This window comes from Loktanella sp. IMCC34160, from assembly GCF_004145845.1.
Classification (GTDB): Bacteria; Pseudomonadota; Alphaproteobacteria; order Rhodobacterales; family Rhodobacteraceae; genus SELP01.
In genome coordinates this window covers 377,433-395,027 of record NZ_SELP01000002.1, presented here as the reverse complement: position 1 = coordinate 395,027, position 17,595 = coordinate 377,433, and the positions used below count along the sequence as shown (strand labels likewise).

Sequence of the window (17,595 nt, the reverse complement as noted above, 5' to 3'; positions counted from 1 at the left end):
AAAGCTAGCGCTTCTACCGGGAAATTTGCAAGGCTATAAGGGGGGCAGTTTTCATCGCCCGCCATCCCGCGCGGGCGCACCCATCAGGGAGGATACCGATGCGCGAGATCGGACATTTCATCGACGGCAAGGTCGTCAGCGGCACCTCGGGCCGCACGGCAGATGTTTTCAACCCGGCCACGGGCGAGGTGCAGGCGCAATGCGCCATGGCCAGCGCCGCCGAGACCAACGATTTCATCGCCCGCGCGGCGGCGGCCCAGGTGGCCTGGGGCGCGACCAACCCGCAAAAACGCGCCCGCGTGATGATGAAGATGGTCGCGCTGATGAACCGCGACATGGACAAGCTGGCCGAAGTTCTGTCCAGCGAACATGGCAAGACCATCCCCGACGCCAAGGGCGACCTTCAGCGCGGGCTGGAAGTGATCGAATATTGCATCGGCGCGCCGCAGATGCTGAAGGGCGAGTTCACCGACAGCGCCGGCCCCGGCATCGACATGTATTCCATGCGCCAGCCGCTGGGCGTGGTCGGGTCGATCATGCCGTTCAACTTCCCGGCCATGATGCCGCTGTGGCACGTCGGCCCGGCGCTGGCCTGCGGCAATGCCGTGGTCCTGAAACCGTCCGAGCGTGACCCCTCGGTCCCGATGATGCTGGCCGAACTGTTTGTCGAGGCCGGGCTGCCCGAAGGCTGCTTCCAGGTCGTCAACGGCGACAAGGAAGCGGTGGACGCCATCCTTGACAGCGAGATCATTCAGGGCGTGTCCTTTGTCGGCTCCACCCCGATCGCGCAGTATATCTACAGCCGTGCGACCGCGACCGGCAAACGCGCCCAGTGCTTTGGCGGTGCCAAGAACCACATGATCGTCATGCCAGATGCGGACATGGATCAGGCCGCCGACGCGCTGGTTGGCGCGGGCTATGGCGCCGCTGGCGAACGCTGCATGGCCATCTCGGTCGCCGTTCCTGTGGGCGATGAAACCGCCGACCGGCTGATCGAAAAACTGGTGCCCCGGATCGAGGCGCTGAAGGTTGGTCCCTATACCGCTGGCAACGATGTGGACATGGGCCCGGTCGTGACCGCCGCCTCCAAGGAACGTATCCTTGGCCTGATCAACTCGGGCGTGGAACAGGGCGCGAAACTGGTCGTCGACAACCGCAACTTCAGCCTTCAGGGGTATGAGGACGGGTTCTTTGTCGGGCCGCACCTGTTCGACCACGTCACCCCCGACATGGACATCTATCGTCAGGAAATCTTTGGCCCGGTTCTGTCGACCGTCCGCGCGAAATCCTACGAGGAAGCGCTGAAGCTGGCGATGGACCACGAATACGGCAACGGCACCGCGATCTTTACGCGCGACGGTGACACCGCCCGCGATTTCGCCGCCCGCGTCAACATCGGCATGGTGGGGATCAACGTGCCGATCCCGGTTCCGCTGGCCTATCACACCTTTGGCGGCTGGAAGAAATCCATGTTTGGTGACCTGAACCAGCACGGGCCGGACAGCTTCCGTTTCTACACCCGGACGAAAACGGTCACCTCGCGCTGGCCCTCGGGGATCAAGGAAGGCGGCGAGTTCAACTTCAAGGCCATGGACTGATCCAACCAGTCCCGAAAACAGGGCGGCCGCAACCTAACGTTGCGGCCGCATTCGCTTTTAGGTTGATTATGTTGTGAATTGCTGTGACCCCTAGGGTATGACGGTCAGCTACAAGATTCACCCTAACCTGCACCTTGTGTGCGTCACCTACAGCGGCGAGGTGACGCCCGACCAATACCTCGAATCTTTCGACAGATATCTCAAGGACCCGGACTATGCGCCGGACCTGCGCATCCTGATGAACATGACCACCGCGACTGGCTTCGATATCGACTTCAAGGCCATGTTCCAGATGGTGCTGCACCAGATCCCGCATTACGCGAACCGGCCAAAGGGCACCCGCGCCGCGATCCTGGCGCCGGACGACCTGTCGTTTGGAATCGGGCGCATGTATCAAAGCCTGACGGACGGGCAACTGCCCTCTGAACTTGCGGTCTTCCGCACGGCAGAGGAAGCCTTTGATTTTTTGGGGTTGGAACCGGACGACAGTCTTTTGTCGGCCCCGCCAACAGACTGACCTTGCTTGCCCGAGCGGGGCGCATCTGCTCAACTGTCTGAAAGCCACGACAGGAGCACTCCATGCAGGAACCGGATTTCACCCTTGGGATCGAAGAGGAATACCTGCTGGTGGACCTCGACAGCCTGCAACTGGCCCAGGCGCCCGAAGGTCTGATGGAGGCCTGCGTGGCCGAGCTGGAAGGACAGGTCAGCCCCGAATTCCTGCAATGCCAGATCGAGATCGGAACCCGGGTTTGCGCCACCATCGGCGACGCCCGTGAAGACCTGCGGCGGCTGCGGGCAACCGTGGCGCGGGTGGCGAAAACCTACAACCTCGCGCCCATCGCCGTGTCCTGCCACCCCTCTGCCGATTGGAAGGACCAGCACCACACTCGCAAGGACCGCTATGACAGCCTGCAACGCGACCTTGGCGGCGTCGTGCGGCGGATGCTGATCTGCGGGATGCATGTGCACGTGGGGTTGGGGGACAACGACCTGCGGGCCGATCTGATGCGGCAATTGTCCTACTTCCTGCCGCATCTTCTGGCCTTGTCCACCTCGTCCCCCTATTGGCAGGGGCGCGATACCGGGCTGGCCAGCTACCGGATCTCGGTCTTCGACAACCTGCCCCGCACCGGCCTGCCGCCGCAGTTCGAAAGCTGGGGGGAATACGACCGGTCGGTGTCGGCCCTTATTGATCTGGGCATCATCGAAGACAGCTCGAAAATCTGGTGGGACCTGCGCCCCTCGGCCCGCTTCCCCACGCTCGAGGCACGGATTTGCGATGTGCAGCCCCGGCTGGAACATACCCTGTCCCTTGCCGCCGTGATCCAGTCGCTGACCCGGATGCTGTGGCGCCTGCGGATGAAGAACCAGCGCTGGCGCATCTATGACCGATTCCTGATCGGCGAAAACCGCTGGCGGGCGCAGCGCTATGGCGTGACCGAGGGGTTGATCGACTTTGGCCGCGCCGAGATCGTGCCGTTCCGGGAACTCATGTCCGAGCTAATAGACCTGGTGGCCGAAGACGCGGGCGTCCTGCGCTGCGCGACCGAGTTGGAGCAGGTCATGGGCATCGTCGAAGGCGGCACCAGCGCCGAACGCCAGCGGGCCGTCTGCGCAGCGGCAGAGGCACGGGGCGATGATCACGACGGGCAGATGCGGGCGGTGGTGTCCCACCTGATCGAGGAATTCCACGCCGACCTGTGACCCTCACGAAAAGGTTTCACGGGCTGAAGGCCGACCTGTGTTAGGCTAGCGGCATCAACAGGAGGATTGACCATGCCGCACCTGACCCGACGCACCACCCTTGCCCTCTTTGCCGCCGCCCCGCTTGCCGCCCTATCCGGCACGGCCCGCGCCGCATCGCACGCCATGACCCACGAGGTGGCGATCGAAGGCTTTGCTTTCGCCCCCGACGACCTGACCATCGGCGTCGGCGATACGGTCGTCTTTACCAACCGCGACGGCGCCCCCCATACCGCGACTGCCAGCGACGGCAGTTTCGACACCGGCCGCCTGAATCGCGGCGACAGCGTCAGCCTCACCTTCGAGGCCGAGGGAACATTCGACTACATCTGCCAGTTCCACCGGGCGATGAAAGGCAAGATCACGGTGAGTTAGCGCTGCCACCCCCTTGCAAGCGTGACGGGCCTCCGGCATAAATTGAACAAGCGTTCATTTGCTGACGGGAGGCCGCAATGGATTTCGCCCTGACCGAGGAACAGGAAGCCATCTTTGACATGGCCCGCGCGTTCGGTGCCGACCGGATCGCGCCAAACGCGCGAGACTGGGAGGCCGAGGGCACGATCCCGAAAGAGCTATGGCCCGAGATCGGGGAACTTGGCTTTGGCGGGCTTTACGTTTCCGAAGACTCCGGCGGCTCAGGCCTGTCGCGCCTTGATGCCACGCTGGTGTTCGAGGCCCTGTCGATGTCCTGCGCCAGTGTCGCGGCCTTTCTGTCGATCCACAACATGTGCGCCAAGATGCTGGACGATTTCGGCTCGGACGAGATCAAGGCGCGGTTCCTGCCCAAGGCCCTGACGATGGAGACCGTGTTTTCCTACTGCCTGACCGAACCGGGCAGCGGGTCAGACGCGGCCGCACTGCGCAGCCGCGCGGAAAAGGACGATCAGGGCTACCGCCTGACCGGAACCAAGGCCTTCATCTCGGGCGGGGGGTATTCGGACGCCTATATCGTCATGGCCCGCACCGGCGCGGACGGTCCCAAGGGGATCAGCGCCCTGGTGGTCGAGGATGGCACCCCCGGCCTGTCCTTCGGCGGGCTGGAACAAAAGATGGGCTGGAAATCGCAACCCACCCGCCAGGTCCAGATGGATGACTGCACCGTGCCCGCAGGCAACCTGCTGGGCGAAGAGGGCAAGGGCTTTGCCTATGCCATGAAGGGGCTGGACGGCGGCCGCCTGAACATCTCTGCCTGCAGCCTTGGGGCAGCACAGGCGGCGCTGGACGCCACGTTGGCCTATATGGCCGAACGAAAGGCCTTTGGCCAAAGCATCGACCAGTTTCAGGCCCTGCAATTCCGGCTGGCCGATATGGAGATCGAATTACAGGCCGCCCGCACCTTCTTGCGGCAGGCGGCATGGAAACTTGACATGGGCGCGCCGGATGCCACGAAATTCTGTGCCATGGCCAAGAAATTCGTGACCGAGGCCGGCAGCCGGGTCGCCGATCAATGCCTTCAGCTGCACGGCGGCTATGGCTATCTTGCCGACTATGGCATCGAAAAGATCGTCCGCGACCTGCGGGTCCACCAGATCCTGGAAGGCACGAATGAAATCATGCGGATGATCGTCGCCCGCCAGATGGTGGCCAGATGACCGAAGACATCCTGATCCGAAAAGACGGGCGCGCGGGCCGGATCACCCTGAACCGGCCCAAGGCCCTGAACGCGCTGACCTATGACATGTGCATGTCCATCGACGCCGCGCTGAAGGACTGGGCGAGGGACGACGATGTCGCGCTTCTGGTGATCGACGGGGCCGGTGACAAGGCGTTCTGCGCGGGCGGCGATATCGCGGAAATGTATGCCACCGGCACGGCGGGCGACTATTCCTACGGGCGGCGGTTCTGGCGCGATGAATACCGGATGAACGCGCGGCTGTTCGAATTTCCGAAGCCCGTGGTCAGTTTCCTGCAAGGGTTCACGATGGGCGGCGGCGTCGGCGTCGGCTGCCACGGATCGCACCGGATCGTCGGGGAGACATCGAAGATTGCCATGCCCGAATGCGGCATTGGCCTGTTGCCGGACGTGGGCGGCACGCTTCTTCTGGCCCGCGCACCGGGACGGATCGGCGAATACCTTGGCACCACCGGCGACCGGATGGATGCGGGCGATGCGATCTTTGCCGGCTTCGCGGATTACTTCATCCCCGAAGCGGAATGGGACACCCTGAAAACAGCCCTCTGCCAAACCGGCGACTGGGAGGCGGTAGACCGCGCCGCCCGCCCTGCCCCCGCCGCGCGGCTTGCCGGTTGGCAACCGGTGATCGACGACTATTTCGGCGGCGAAACGCTGGGCGATATCTGGCGGGGGCTGCCCGCCGAAGACGACTGGCCCGAACCCATCCGGCACGCGATAAGACTGATGGACCGCAACGCGCCCCTTGCCATGGCCTCGGCAGTGGAATGCGTCCACCGGGCCCGGATCAGGGACGACATGCGCACGGCGCTGCGGCAGGAATACCGCTTTACCCACCGGTCGATGGAACAGGGCGACTTCCTTGAAGGGATTCGCGCCGCCATCATCGACAAGGACCGCACCCCCAAATGGGCGCACAAGGATTGGCGGGCGGTGCCCGGTGGGGACGTACACGCCATGACCGGCCCGCTGGGACCGGACGAACTGCAATTCGACGATGAAAGGGACGGCTCATGAATATCGGCTTCATCGGACTTGGAAACATGGGCGCGCCGATGGCGCAGAACCTGATCGCCGCCGGACATGCTGTGACCGGCTTCGATCTGGCCGCCCGCCCCGAAGGCATGCCCATGGCCGCCACCGCGGCCGAGGCCGCCAAGGGGGCCGACGTGGTGATCACCATGCTGCCCAACGGCGCAATCCTGCAATCGGTCGCCGCCGAGATCCACCCGGTAATGGCGGCGGGCGCGGTGCACCTCGATTGCTCGACCGTGGATGTGGACAGCGCCCGTGCCGTGGCCCGCGCCGCCGAAGCGGCCGGGTTGATGGCGGTCGACGCGCCGGTCTCGGGCGGGGTCGGCGGCGCGGCGGCCGGCACGCTGACCTTCATGGCAGGCGGCCCGGCCGTCGCCTTCGACAGGGTCAAGCCACTGTTCGACATCATGGGCCAAAAGGCCGTCCATTGCGGCGATGCTGGCGCGGGTCAGGCCGCCAAGATCTGCAACAACATGATCCTCGGCGTCACCATGATCGCCACCTGCGAAGCCTTTGCGCTGGCCGATAAGCTGGGCCTCGACCGGCAAAAGATGTTCGACGTGGTTTCCACCTCCTCGGGCTACAGCTGGACCATGAACGCCTATTGCCCGGCCCCGGGGGTCGGCCCGACTTCGCCCGCCGACAACGGCTACAAGCCCGGTTTCGCGGCAGAGCTGATGCTCAAGGACCTTGGGCTGTCGCAAATGGCGGCAGAGGCGGTGGATGCGGATACACCCATGGGGGCCGCCGCGCTGGCGCTCTACCGGCAATTCGTCGAAGATGAAGACGGACGCGGCATGGATTTCTCGGCCATGTTGCCCCGGTTCGAAAAACGCGGTCGCGGGTGATCTTCGGTGATCTAGTCACAGACAGGCAGGCCGCACTACGCTAGGATCGGCTCATAACCTGAACTGGAGGATGGGCACATGCTCAAGAAGAACGAAGGCAACATCGACCGCATTCTGCGGGTCGTCCTTGGGGCGGCACTGATCCTGGGCTATTTCATGAACTCCGACGGGGCCTACAGCTGGCTCTATCTTCTCGGGATCATTCCGCTGGTGACCGGGCTGATCGGGTCCTGCCCGATCTACACGATGCTCGGAATCTCCACCTGCCCGATGAAGAAGGGCTGATAACCTCTTCTTTGGGTTGATAAATATCCTCGGGGGTGAATTGGCCCCACGGGCCAAGAGGGGGCAGACAGCCCCCTCTTTTCATTTGGCGTATAGGATAGGTCGGCGCGACGCCGTACCGATTTCATAATAGGAATGCGGCGGCAGCCGCGCCTTTGGATCACTCTGCCGCGACCCGTCCGGGGCTAAGCATCGGGCCAAGGTAGTGGCCGGTATGGCTCTCTGCCACTTTGGCCACCTCTTCGGGCGTGCCAAGCGCCACAATCCTTCCGCCACCGTCGCCGCCTTCCGGACCAATATCGATCAGCCAATCGGCAGTCTTGATCACATCCAGATTGTGTTCGATCACCACCACCGTATTGCCCTGATCCACCAATTCATGCAGCACTTCCAACAGCTTGCGCACGTCTTCGAAGTGCAGGCCCGTGGTCGGCTCGTCCAGAATATAGAGGGTCCGGCCGGTTGACCGCTTCGCCAGTTCCTTGGACAGCTTGACCCGCTGCGCCTCGCCCCCGGACAGGGTCGTCGCCTGCTGGCCGACCTTGATATAACCAAGGCCCACCCGCATCAGCGCATCCATCTTCTCGCGGATGCTCGGAACCGCCCGGAAAAACTCCTGAGCCTCTTCAACCGTCATATCAAGAACGTCGGCTATGCTCTTGCCTTTAAAGTGAATTTCCAAAGTTTCGCGATTGTATCGCTTGCCCTTGCAGGTCTCGCATTCGACATAGACATCGGGCAGGAAATGCATTTCGATCTTGATCACCCCATCGCCCTGACAGGCCTCGCAGCGCCCACCCTTGACGTTGAACGAAAACCGACCGGGCTTGTAACCGCGGGCCTTCGCCTCGGGCAGGCCCGCAAACCAGTCGCGGATCGGCGTGAAGGCACCGGTATAGGTCGCGGGGTTCGACCGCGGCGTGCGCCCGATGGGCCGCTGGTCGATGTCGATCACCTTGTCCAGATGCTCCAGCCCCTTGATCGTCTCGCACGGCGCGGGCGTCTGCCGCGCGCCGTTCAGCTTCATGCTGGCGGTCTTGAACAGGGTTTCAATCGTCAGGGTGGATTTGCCTCCGCCCGAGACGCCGGTCACGCAGACGAACTTGCCCAGCGGAAACTCCGCCGTCACTTCTTGCAGGTTGTTGCCCGTCGCCTTGACCACGGTCACGGTCTTGCCGTTGCCGTCGCGCCGGGTTTTCGGCACCTCGATCGCGCGCCGTCCGGCAAGGTAATCGCCGGTGACGCTCGCCTTGTTTGCGATAATCTCGGCCGGCGTGCCGCAGGCCACCACCTGCCCGCCATGAACCCCGGCCCCCGGCCCGATGTCGAAAACGTAGTCCGCCTCGCGGATCGCCTCTTCGTCATGTTCGACAACGATGACGGTATTGCCCTGATCGCGCAGGTTCTTCAGCGTGGTCAGCAGCCGGTCGTTGTCGCGCTGGTGCAGACCGATCGACGGTTCGTCCAGCACATAAAGTACCCCGGTCAGCCCCGACCCGATTTGGCTGGCCAGCCGGATCCGCTGCGATTCCCCTCCCGACAGCGTGCCCGCATTCCGCGACAGCGTCAGGTAATCAAGGCCGACGTTGTTCAGAAACCCGAGCCGGTCGCGAATTTCCTTCAGGATCGCCTTGGCGATCTCGTTTTTTTGCGTGGTCAGGCTCTCCGGGGCCGCTTCGACCCAGGCCAGCGCCTCTTTGATCGACATTTGCACCACCTGCCCCACGTGCAGCCCGCCGATTTTCACGGCCAGTGCCTCAGGCCGCAGGCGGAAGCCGCCGCAAGAGCCACAGGGACGGTTGTTCTGGTACTGCTCGAACTCTTCGCGGATCCAATTCGAGTCGGTCTCGCGGTACCGGCGTTCCATATTGGGGATCACACCCTCGAACGCGCGGGTCACCTGATAAACGCGCCCGCCTTCGTCATAGCGGAACGGGATTTCCTCTTTGCCCGATCCGCGCAGGAACACCTCCTGCACCGCTTCGGGCAGGTCTTTCCAGCGGGCGTTCTTGTCGAACCCGTAGTGTTTGGCAATCGCCTCGATCGTTTGCAGGAAATAGGGGGATTTGCCCTTGCGCCACGGCGCTAGCGCCCCATCGGCAATCCGTAGGGTCACGTCCGGCACCACCAGCCGTTCGTCAAAGAACAGCTCTACCCCCAACCCATCGCAGGACGGGCAAGCCCCAAAGGGCGCGTTGAAGGAAAACAGGCGCGGTTCGATTTCGGGAATGGTGAAGCCACTCACCGGACAGGCGAAGTTTTCGCTGAAGGTGATCCGCTCCGGCTCGCCTTCGGTCGGCGCGGTTTCCAGAATGGCGATCCCGTCGGCAAGGTCCAGCGCGGTGCGGAAACTGTCGGCCAACCGGGTTTCCAGCCCTGCGCGCACGACGATCCGGTCCACCACCACGTCGATGTCATGGCGGAATTTCTTGTCCAGCGTCGGCGGTTCGTCCAATTCGTAGAACTGCCCGTCCACCTTGACCCGCTGGAACCCCTGCTTGCGCAGTTCAAGGAATTCCTTGCGGTATTCGCCCTTGCGGTCCCGCACGATGGGGGCCAGCAGATAGCCGCGCGTGCCTTCCTCCATCCCCATGATCCGGTCGACCATGTCCTGCACCTGCTGCGCCTCGATCGGCAGGCCGGTTGCGGGGCTGTAGGGGGTGCCGACGCGGGCGAACAGAAGCCGCATATAGTCGTAGATTTCCGTGACGGTGCCGACGGTCGACCGGGGGTTCTTCGACGTGGTCTTCTGCTCGATGGAAATCGCCGGGGACAACCCGCTGATGTGGTCCACATCGGGCTTTTCCATCATATCAAGGAACTGCCGCGCATAGGCCGACAGGCTTTCGACATAGCGCCGCTGCCCCTCGGCATAGATCGTGTCGAAGGCAAGCGATGACTTGCCCGACCCGGACAGCCCGGTGATCACCACAAGCTGATCGCGCGGAATATCCACGTCGATGTTCTTGAGGTTATGTTCGCGCGCACCGCGCACCTCGATATACTTCAGTTCCGGCATCTGATCCCCCGGGGCCACTCAGCGTTAACAGATAGTGGACCGGGCGCGAGTCTCCAACCAAAAAAGCGGAACATTGCGCGAACAATTGGGTGTTTGGGACGGATTCGGTCAGGTTCTCCGGACCTGCGGCACGGGCCAACCGGCGTTAACCTTGGGTCATTCTCTCTCATTTCTTCACGAAAGGATGAATTCATGGCACTCCATTTCGAAGTCACCAATACCGGCCCCTTTCCCTATCTGGGAAATGACGAGGCGGTTGCCCTGACCGTCGCCAAGGTCAGCGGCGATCCGATGGTCCTGTATCTCAACCAGACGACCTACGAAGACCCGATCACCTATCTGTCGCTGGCGCTGGACCACACCTACAAGGAACATGACAACCCGCCCGGCTGGAATGTCATCTCCGGTTTCGCCTTCGACCCGATCCGCAACATCGTGGCCTGCGCCAATGGCACGACCAACATGCATCAGGTCATGGCCTTCGACCCGGTCACCGAACAGGCAGTGGCCGACATCGACCTCTCGCTGGACGATGACATCCCGGCCTATGCCGAGGGGATCGGCACCAACGGGTTCTTCTTCATCCGCGGCGGTGGCAACCGGGTCGAGCTTCGCTCGCTAAGCGGGGTCAAGCTGGGGCAGCGGGACTATCCGGGGCGCAATATTTCGGGTGCGTCGGCGGCGGGGATCGGCTGGCTACTGGCAGACAAGAACGCAGATGAGATCGTCGTGCTTGACCCCTTCGGCAATGAACGCGGCACGGTGCCCGCCCCCGGCGCGCCCGGTGGGCTGGATGCGGTGGCCTTCGACTATGTGGTCAACCACGAATACATGCCGCAGGTCATACCGCCCAGCGACGGGTCCGCGCCCGGCGACTACACGATCCCGTGGAATCCCGCGCCGTGGATTCAGCGCCACCGGATCTACGTCGCCAACTCGGTCGATCACACGATCTACGCGGGCTACATCTACGAAACTTGAGCAATTTGGAGCGTCGGTCTTTACATTTCATTTTTCTAATGTATATACCTTCCGTAACACAGCCATACCAAGGATGCCCAAAATGTTTCGCATGTTTTCGTCTCAGCCCGCGACGCCGGGCATGACCGCCGCAGAGGCGATCCAGAAATCCGCCGCCGGCGAGATTGTCGTTCTCGACATTCGCGATGGCGGCGAGGTCGCCATGTCCGGCAAGGCCAAGGGTGCGCTGCATGTGCCGCTGGCCGTGCTGCGGATGAAGGCGGACCCGTCCAGCCCTGAATGCCTCGCCGAACTCAAAAGCGGCAAGCCCATCGCGGTTTACTGCGCTTCTGGCGCACGGTCGTCGATGGCCGCACAGGCGCTGGGGCAGATGGGCCACAAGGATGTGCACAACATCGGCGGGCTGGCCCATTGGGCGCAGGCAGGGGGCGAGATCACCCGCTAATCCCCTCCCCAAGAACGAAAAAAGCCGCCGCGCATCCCTGCGCGGCGGCTTTTCCTATTGGGCGATCGGCCTAGAAGTGGATCGCGCGACCGTAGGCATCCAGAACCGCCTCGTGCATCATTTCCGACAGGGTCGGGTGCGGGAAGACGGTTTGCATCAGGTCTTCTTCGGTGGTCTCCAACTGGCGGCCCACCACATAGCCCTGGATCAGCTCGGTCACTTCCGCGCCAACCATATGCGCGCCCAGTAGTTCGCCGGTCTTGGCGTCGAACACGGTCTTGATCATGCCCTCGGGTTCCCCCAGGGCGATGGCCTTGCCGTTGCCGATGAAGGGGAAGCGGCCAACCTTGATCTCATAGCCCTGCTCCTTGGCCTTCGCCTCGGTCAGGCCGACGCTGGCCACCTGCGGATGGCAATAGGTGCAGCCTGCGATCGAATTCGGCTTGATCGCATGGGGTTTCTGGCCCGCGATCAGTTCGGCGACCATGACGCCTTCGTGGCTGGCCTTGTGCGCCAGCCAGGGCGCGCCGGCGATATCGCCAATGGCGTAAAGCCCCTCGACCCCGGTGCGGCAATATTCATCGGTCACCACATGGGTGCGGTCGATCTTCACGCCCGCCTCTTCCAGGCCCAGACCTTCAACATTGCCGACGATCCCCACGGCGGAAATGACGGTGTCAAACTCCATCTTCTCGATCTTGCCGCCCACCTCGATATGGGCGACGACGCCCTTGCCGGGGGTGCGATCCAGTTGCTTAACCATGGCTTTTTCCATGATCTTCATGCCCTGCTTGACGAATTGCTTCTTGGCGAAGGCGCTGATCTCGGCATCCTCGACGGGCAGGACACGGTCCATCACCTCGACCACGGTCGTGTCAGCGCCAAGGGTGTTGTAGAAGCTGGCGAATTCGATGCCGATTGCGCCGGACCCTATTACCAGCAGCTTCTTCGGCATCCGGGGCGGGGTCAGCGCGTGCTTGTAGGTCCAGACCAGATCGCCATCGGCCTCAAGCCCCGGAAGTTCGCGGGCGCGGGCGCCGGTGGCGACGATGATCGACTTGGCGGTCAGGTCCTCGGTCCCCTTGTCGGTCTTGACCGAAACCTTGCCCTTCCCGGCCAGTTTCGCCTCGCCCATGACCACGGTCACCTTGTTCTTCTTGAACAGGTGGCCAATGCCGCCCGACAGCTGCTTTGCGACACCGCGCGACCGCTGCACGACAGCGTTCAGGTCGTAGCCGATCCCGTCGGCCTTCAGGCCGAATTCCTTGGCCCGGTGCATCAGGTGGAACACTTCCGACGACCGCAGCATCGCCTTGGTTGGGATACAGCCCCAGTTCAGGCAGATGCCGCCAAGGTGTTCCCGCTCGACGCAGGCAACCTTCAGCCCAAGCTGCGCGCCCCGGATCGCGGCCACATAGCCGCCGGGACCAGCGCCGATCACGATAAGGTCGAATTCTTTCGCGGCCATCAGAGCCTCCTCCATCTGAAATTAGTTTGACGTTAAACTATTTTCGCATCCAGCTAAAGGGGGCTGGTGGCATGGCAGGTATTTGCTGGGTGCAAACCAGCCCTATTGCCCGCCCGGCAATAGCAGGGAGGCATCCCCATAGCTGAAAAAGCGGTATTTCCCGGCCACTGCATGGTCGTAGATCCGGCGAATCCGGTCCACCCCCATGAAGGCGGACACAAGCATCATCAGGGTCGATTTGGGCAGGTGGAAGTTGGTCATCAGCCCATCCGCCACGTTGAAGGTGAACCCCGGCGTGATGAAGATATCCGTCTCGCCCCGCCACGGGGTCAGCGTGCCGCCCACTGCCGCACTTTCGATCAGCCGCAGCGCCGTGGTCCCGACCGGGATCACCCGACCACCCGCCGCCTTGGTCGCCATGATGTCGGCCACGGCCTTCTCCGTCACCTCGCCCCATTCGGCGTGCATCTTGTGGTCGCGAATGTCATCGACCTTGACCGGCAGAAAGGTGCCCGCACCGACGTGCAGGGTGACATGGGTCAGGTCCACGCCCCGCACGGCCAGCGCCGCCATCAGCGGTTCGTCGAAATGCAACGAGGCCGTGGGCGCGGCCACCGCCCCGGAATTCCTTGCCCAGACGGTCTGGTAATCCTGCTTGTCCTGTTCGTCCGGCGCCCGCAACGCCGCGATATAGGGCGGCAATGGCATCGCCCCCGCCTCGGCCAGCGCCGTGTCGAAATCCTCGCCGGTCAGGTTGAACCGCAGATGCCCTTGCCCGTCGGCCCGGCCCTCGACGGTTGCGGAAAGGTCCGGGGAAAACACGATCACCTCGCCATCACGGACCTTCTTCAGCGGTTTGAGAAGCGCGCCCCAGGTTCCGTCGGCGCGGGGCTCAAGCAGTGTCGCCTCGATCCGGGCCTCGGTTTCACCTTCGGGGCCGCTGCGCCGCCGTAGGCCTGTCAGGCGGGCCGGGATCACCTTGGTGTCGTTCAGCACCAGCCGGTCGCCGGGCCGCAGGATATCGGGCAGGTCGAACACATGCCGGTCGTCGATCCCGTCGCCAACGGCCAGCAGCAGCCGGGCCGACGACCGGGGCCGCGCGGGCCGGGTTGCGATCAGGTCTTCGGAAAGGTCAAAGTCGAAGTCGCTCAGCTTCACGGTCTGGTCCTATTGGTTCAGTTCTGGCGGCGGACGGCGAAAGATTTCACGGAACATGCCCGGCGTCAGCGCGGACAGCGGATTGACCGACACCCGCAGGTTTCCAACCACGCCGTCCAACCGGTAGGTAAAGCCGAACAGCCCCTCGCCGGGCCGGGTCAGCACCGATCCAATGCCGTTAAGAAGGTAGATGGGCGAAATAACCCCCTGAAACTCCATCCGCTTTGGCCCCAGCATGTAGACCCCGTCCATCGAGATGCCAAGCCCCGGGCCCACGGCAGAGCCTTCGGTGACCACGATCCGGTCGGGCGTGATCCGGAATTTCGCATCGACGTTGGTGAACGACAGGCCCTGCCCGTCCAATTGCCCCAAAAGCCCCACGACGCTGATTGCATCCAGAAGCGCGGCCAGTGCCGGGGCGTCCCGGACCCGCAGGTCCGTCGCCGCCATCGTGCCGTCATAGGTCCCTTCTGCCCCGGTGGGCAAAAGCACCATCTCAAAGGCCCCTTCCTGCGCATTCTCCAACAGCCCAGACGACCGGAACACCCCGCCCGCGTCGTCGCTGAGAATGCGCACGGCCGACCGGCCCTCATAGGGAACAATAGACCCACGCAGCGGCGTGCCCCCGTTCAGGCGCGCGGTGAATTGCCCGGAAAACCCGCCCGCGCCGTCAAATTGCCCGGCAAAACCGGTCAGGGCGATCCCATCCGAAATTTGCAGCCGGTCCAGCACGATCGCCATCGGCCCACCCTGCCCCGCGCTGTCCCCGAACTGCGCGCGCCGCAGGTCAAAGGTACCACCCGAAATTTCGATCCCGACCGCGGCACCCGGCCCACGCCCGCGCAGGACAACCGGCCCGTCCAGCCATCCCCCCGCCACGACCCTGTCGAACCGCGCCGCCTCCAGCCCGCCGCCTTCGCGCAGGGCGATATCCCCCGTGGCACGCAGCCCGCCCGCGTCGATGGTCAGCCGGTCAATCACCGGCACGGCCCCAAGACGCCCCGTCACCTCGAGCACCCCTTGCTGGTTCGCTGGTTTGGTCCAGCCGATTGCCGGCAGTCCAAGGCGCAGCCCGGTCAGGTCCGACCGCAGTGTGAAGGACGGCGCAGTATCGGGCCGCAGGTCCAGCGCCAGAACCCCGGTTCCCGACCCGGCCACGCTTCCTGCGGGCAGGCCGATGTTGAATTCGGACAGGAACGCCGGGTCCAGCGTCACCGCCGCCGCGACCTGGCTCAGCCCGTCGTTGTCGGGGTCAAAGGCGCGGGTCCATTCGCCCGTCATCTGCGCCTGTCCCAGCCGGATCGCGCCACCAATCGCCAGCCCCGCATTGTCGGCAGTAACCGTCAAGCGGCTGGCCGCCAGCATCCTGTCGGGCACCAGCCTGTCGGTCCGCACGTCGCGCAATTGACCGGACAGATCAAAGACGACTTCGTCCGGCCCAAGACGGGGCCGAAGCGGCAACGACAGGCGCCCGCCCCCGGCAAACCGGCCATCCGCCAGGTCGACGGGCAGCCCCGCCTTTGTCAGGAACTCAAACGGTGGCAGATTAAGGATCGACAGGGCGGCGGTGATCGTGCTGTCCAGCGTCAAGCCCACCTCGGCCTGCGCACCAGGGCGGGTAATGTCAGCGACCGAGAAGACAGACCCGGCAAGGTCGATCCGCCCCCCTTGCGGGGCCATGACATACCCTTCCTCGACCGAGGCGACAAAACTGCTGCCGTCGATGGTCAGGAACCCGGCGGCCTGCTCCAGAACCGGAAGCGTTTTCATATAGCGCAGGGTGGTGCCCCTGAAATTCGCGCTGCCTGCCATGCGGACCGGCACGTTCGGGGTCCAGCGAAACCCGAGCGACAGATCGGTGATCGTGGCCGCGATCAAGTTGTCGGCAAACCATGTGCGGGCGCGCGGTTTCACCACTTCGGGCCAGAAGGACATGACCACCTCGGGGCGCAGGGTATCGGCACGCAGGTCTGCCGCCACCTGCCAACCGTCTTCCGCCGCCCGGATGCGGCCCGCGCCAACGATGTCTTGCCCCTCTGCCGCGATCAGGAATTGCCCCACCTCGATCGAGAAGGGATCAAGACGCAGCCGGAAATCCAGCGCCGCGCGGTCCAGCCGCCGGGGTTCGGGAAAGACCCCATCGGGGTTCAGGCTCAGATCGCCAAGGTTGAACTGGGCGATCAGGGCACCGGGCCAGCCGTCGCGCATATCCCGCAGATAGCTGACCCCCTCGGCCGAGAATCCCCCCCAGTCCGATTGCACATCCAGCCGGTCAAAGCGGACCTCGGCCTGTGCCGGGTCATAGGTGAGATAGGCCTTGGCGGTTTCAAAGGGGATCGGGCGGGTTGCCGGGGTGGGCTGCAGGGCACCGGGGCCGATCTCAAGCGTCGCGCTGACCGGACCAAGGGCCCCGGCGCTGTCCAGTTCCGCCCGGAGGTTGCCAGACAGCGGCGCATCAAGCGCCCCAAGCCACCCAAGCGCCGGGAACTGGCTGCCAAGGTCCGCCGCCGCCCCGTCGGTGATCGACAGGCCCATCTGCGCCGCACGGCTGCCGCGCGGACTGGCATAGCTGATCATCACCCCGGTCACGAAAGACCGCCCCGACAACAGCGACAGATCCGCCCGCAACGCGGTTTCACCACCCCGCAGGTCAAGGTTGATCTGGCCCCCATCCACGGTCCAGCTGCGCCCGGCCCGCGCATCGGCGAAATTCACGATGACCCCGTCGACGCTCACCTGCTCCAGCGCCTCCAACCTCGGGCCCTCAAGGACGCGGTCGACCTCGTCCATCAGGGCCAATAGGCCGGGCGCTTCGCGCAGCGGCCCCGCAGATGTCCCGAAGGACAGCGCAACAGACCCGTCGGCGGATCGCCGCAGCGCAATCTCTGCGCCGCTGACCCGCACCTCCTGCACCAGAACATCCTGCCGCAGGATCAGCCCGCGCGGCGACACAAGGGTTTCGATCCGGGGCACCCGCGCCAGTGGCGCGCCATCCGCATCCCGCAGGCTGGCCTGCTCCAGGACCACGGTCGGATGCAGATCGCGCCCGATGGTCACGGTCATCCGGTCGAAGTCCAGACTGCCGCCGCCCAGAACCGCGCTGGCCTCGGCCTCGATCCGCGAGACGACCCAGCTGGGCGCGTCAACCTCGCGTCCGACGATCAGGAACAGGGCCACGATGGCGAAAAGGACCGGCGCCAGCACGGCAATCAGAAGACCCGCGCGCAGGTAGAACCACGGCCCGTGATGCGGCGGACGGGGGGACGGGCGGCGGGCGCCGGTCTCCTCTGTCTCTTTTTCCGCGCCTGCGTCTTCGGTCATCGTGATCCCGCACCGGGCGTCGGGCCGCCCTTTATCTTTTCTCATCCCGCTCTAAAAC

General features: G+C 64.0%; 14 protein-coding genes. 10 read left to right on the top strand and 4 right to left on the bottom strand.

The features are described 5' to 3' along the window. Positions 1–98: 98 nt before the first annotated feature. The 8 genes from EU803_RS06270 (at position 99) to EU803_RS06235 (ending at position 7,145) form a co-directional block, all read left to right on the top strand. Positions 99–1,598: a CoA-acylating methylmalonate-semialdehyde dehydrogenase gene (locus EU803_RS06270; protein WP_129680896.1), complete on the top strand. Its 1,500-nt coding sequence runs from the start codon at positions 99–101 to the stop codon at positions 1,596–1,598. 97 nt (positions 1,599–1,695) lie between these two features. After that, entirely contained in the window at positions 1,696–2,115 is a 420-nt protein-coding gene (locus EU803_RS06265) for an STAS/SEC14 domain-containing protein (RefSeq protein WP_129680894.1), read from the top strand. Positions 2,116–2,177: 62 nt separating this feature from the next. Then, complete coding sequence (locus EU803_RS06260) at positions 2,178–3,305, top strand: carboxylate-amine ligase (RefSeq protein WP_129680892.1); 1,128 nt, start codon at positions 2,178–2,180, stop codon at positions 3,303–3,305. A gap of 72 nt (positions 3,306–3,377) precedes the next feature. After that, the gene (locus tag EU803_RS06255) at positions 3,378–3,719 is read left to right on the top strand and encodes a cupredoxin family copper-binding protein (protein WP_129680890.1); all 342 of its coding nucleotides are present in this window, start codon (positions 3,378–3,380) and stop codon (positions 3,717–3,719) included. Positions 3,720–3,796: 77 nt separating this feature from the next. Further along, positions 3,797–4,936, top strand: coding sequence for an acyl-CoA dehydrogenase family protein (locus EU803_RS06250; protein ID WP_129680888.1), 1,140 nt, complete (start codon positions 3,797–3,799; stop codon positions 4,934–4,936). Continuing rightward, positions 4,933–5,994: an enoyl-CoA hydratase/isomerase family protein gene (locus EU803_RS06245; RefSeq protein WP_129680886.1), complete on the top strand. Its 1,062-nt coding sequence runs from the start codon at positions 4,933–4,935 to the stop codon at positions 5,992–5,994. Before EU803_RS06250 ends, EU803_RS06245 begins: the two co-directional genes overlap by 4 nt. Continuing rightward, complete coding sequence (mmsB, locus tag EU803_RS06240) at positions 5,991–6,860, top strand: 3-hydroxyisobutyrate dehydrogenase (protein WP_129680882.1); 870 nt, start codon at positions 5,991–5,993, stop codon at positions 6,858–6,860. The genes EU803_RS06245 and mmsB overlap by 4 nt, the downstream gene beginning before the upstream one ends. Positions 6,861–6,938: 78 nt before the next feature. After that, positions 6,939–7,145 carry a DUF2892 domain-containing protein gene (locus EU803_RS06235; protein ID WP_129680880.1) on the top strand — a complete coding sequence of 69 codons (207 nt, stop codon included), beginning with the start codon at positions 6,939–6,941 and terminating at the stop codon, positions 7,143–7,145. A 160-nt stretch (positions 7,146–7,305) separates the two neighbouring features. Here the strand turns inward: EU803_RS06235 and uvrA are convergent, their stop codons facing one another. After that, the gene (uvrA, locus tag EU803_RS06230) at positions 7,306–10,164 is read right to left on the bottom strand and encodes an excinuclease ABC subunit UvrA (protein WP_129680878.1); all 2,859 of its coding nucleotides are present in this window, start codon (positions 10,162–10,164) and stop codon (positions 7,306–7,308) included. 192 nt (positions 10,165–10,356) lie between these two features. Here uvrA and EU803_RS06225 point away from each other — a divergent pair, with 192 nt between their 5' ends. After that, positions 10,357–11,145: a hypothetical protein gene (locus tag EU803_RS06225; protein WP_129680876.1), complete on the top strand. Its 789-nt coding sequence runs from the start codon at positions 10,357–10,359 to the stop codon at positions 11,143–11,145. 82 nt (positions 11,146–11,227) lie between these two features. Then, positions 11,228–11,590, top strand: a complete 363-nt coding sequence (locus EU803_RS06220) for a rhodanese-like domain-containing protein (RefSeq protein ID WP_242494293.1) — start codon at positions 11,228–11,230, stop codon at positions 11,588–11,590. A gap of 70 nt (positions 11,591–11,660) precedes the next feature. Here the strand turns inward: EU803_RS06220 and lpdA are convergent, their stop codons facing one another. From lpdA to EU803_RS06205, 3 genes are all read right to left on the bottom strand, one after another. After that, positions 11,661–13,058, bottom strand: a complete 1,398-nt coding sequence (gene lpdA / locus EU803_RS06215) for a dihydrolipoyl dehydrogenase (protein WP_129680874.1) — start codon at positions 13,056–13,058, stop codon at positions 11,661–11,663. Between the two features lie 102 nt (positions 13,059–13,160). Beyond that, positions 13,161–14,216: a tRNA preQ1(34) S-adenosylmethionine ribosyltransferase-isomerase QueA gene (gene queA, locus EU803_RS06210; protein ID WP_129680872.1), complete on the bottom strand. Its 1,056-nt coding sequence runs from the start codon at positions 14,214–14,216 to the stop codon at positions 13,161–13,163. A 9-nt stretch (positions 14,217–14,225) separates the two neighbouring features. Continuing rightward, positions 14,226–17,582 carry a DUF3971 domain-containing protein gene (locus EU803_RS06205; RefSeq protein ID WP_207209171.1) on the bottom strand — a complete coding sequence of 1,119 codons (3,357 nt, stop codon included), beginning with the start codon at positions 17,580–17,582 and terminating at the stop codon, positions 14,226–14,228. Positions 17,583–17,595 lie beyond the last annotated feature (13 nt).